Origin of the sequence: Clostridium paridis, from assembly GCF_016765615.1 — a bacterium.
Lineage (GTDB): Bacteria > Bacillota > Clostridia > Clostridiales > Clostridiaceae > Clostridium_T > Clostridium_T paridis.
In genome coordinates, this window is sequence record NZ_JAESWA010000008.1 from 1 (window position 1) to 972 (window position 972).

Annotated in this window: 1 protein-coding gene and 2 rRNA genes; all 3 read right to left on the bottom strand. The window is 30.9% G+C overall.

Annotated elements, in window-relative coordinates:
• Positions 1 to 73, bottom strand: a 23S ribosomal RNA gene (locus tag JK634_RS01455); the annotation flags it as partial.
• 220 nt (positions 74 to 293) lie between these two features.
• Positions 294 to 683, bottom strand: a complete 390-nt coding sequence (locus tag JK634_RS01460) for a hypothetical protein (protein ID WP_202765863.1) — start codon at positions 681 to 683, stop codon at positions 294 to 296.
• 196 nt (positions 684 to 879) lie between these two features.
• Positions 880 to 972: ribosomal RNA gene (locus JK634_RS01465) — 16S ribosomal RNA — on the bottom strand; the annotation flags it as partial.

Consider the following 972-nt stretch of genomic DNA (forward strand, 5'->3'; position numbering starts at 1 on the left):
TATCGCAGCTTATCACGTCCTTCTTCGGCTCCCGATGCCAAGGCATTCACCATGCGCCCTTTATAGCTTAACCTATAAAGTAATTCATATCTTAAATCTAATAATATGCGAGTATTTCTTAGATTTAAATTCAGCTTTACATGAGTAACTATTAAATAGTTACATTTGCCAACTGGCTTTGTTTTTAAAAACAAATTTTATACTATGTGCAATTTTCAAAGAACTTTGTCACTAGGTTTTAGCGACATATAGTATTATATAAATATTAAGCTATTATGTCAATACCTAATATACTATTTATTTTCAATCATAACGATAATTTGTTTAAGAATACCTTCACCATCCATAGTTACCATATTTCTAACATCTATAAATTCACAGAATGTATTAGTGTTCTTCACAACTGACTCTATTGAATTTAATATGTATCTAATTGTAGGTGTTAGTAATATTCCATCAAAATAACTTATATTCTTAGACAACTTAATAAAATCCAAATTAACATTTGTCCATATAATTAATAAATCATATGAATTAAAATCTTCAATACTTTTCTTATTCTTAATGGAAGAGAAACTTTGAGTAGCTATCTTTATACCATACAAACCCCCATTAGACTTAACTTTATCGGCCAGCATACTTGCTATTATCTCACCTGAACAAACTAATAAGAGCACTTTCATAATATCCCCGCCATTATAATTATATATTTTAGTGCAAAAAAAGAACTACCCTCGAGTAGTTCTTTAAATGTACTTTCAAAATTAAACAGAGGTAGTAATCTTTAAAGTGCAATTTATTATTTTGTTTACTTAACACTTACTCGAATTTTAGTTGGACTAAAATTCTTCATTATAAGTTTAAGTATGTTCTCCATAGAAAGGAGGTGATCCAGCCGCAGGTTCTCCTACGGCTACCTTGTTACGACTTCACCCCAATCGCTGACCCTACCTTCGGCCGCGCCCTCCTAAA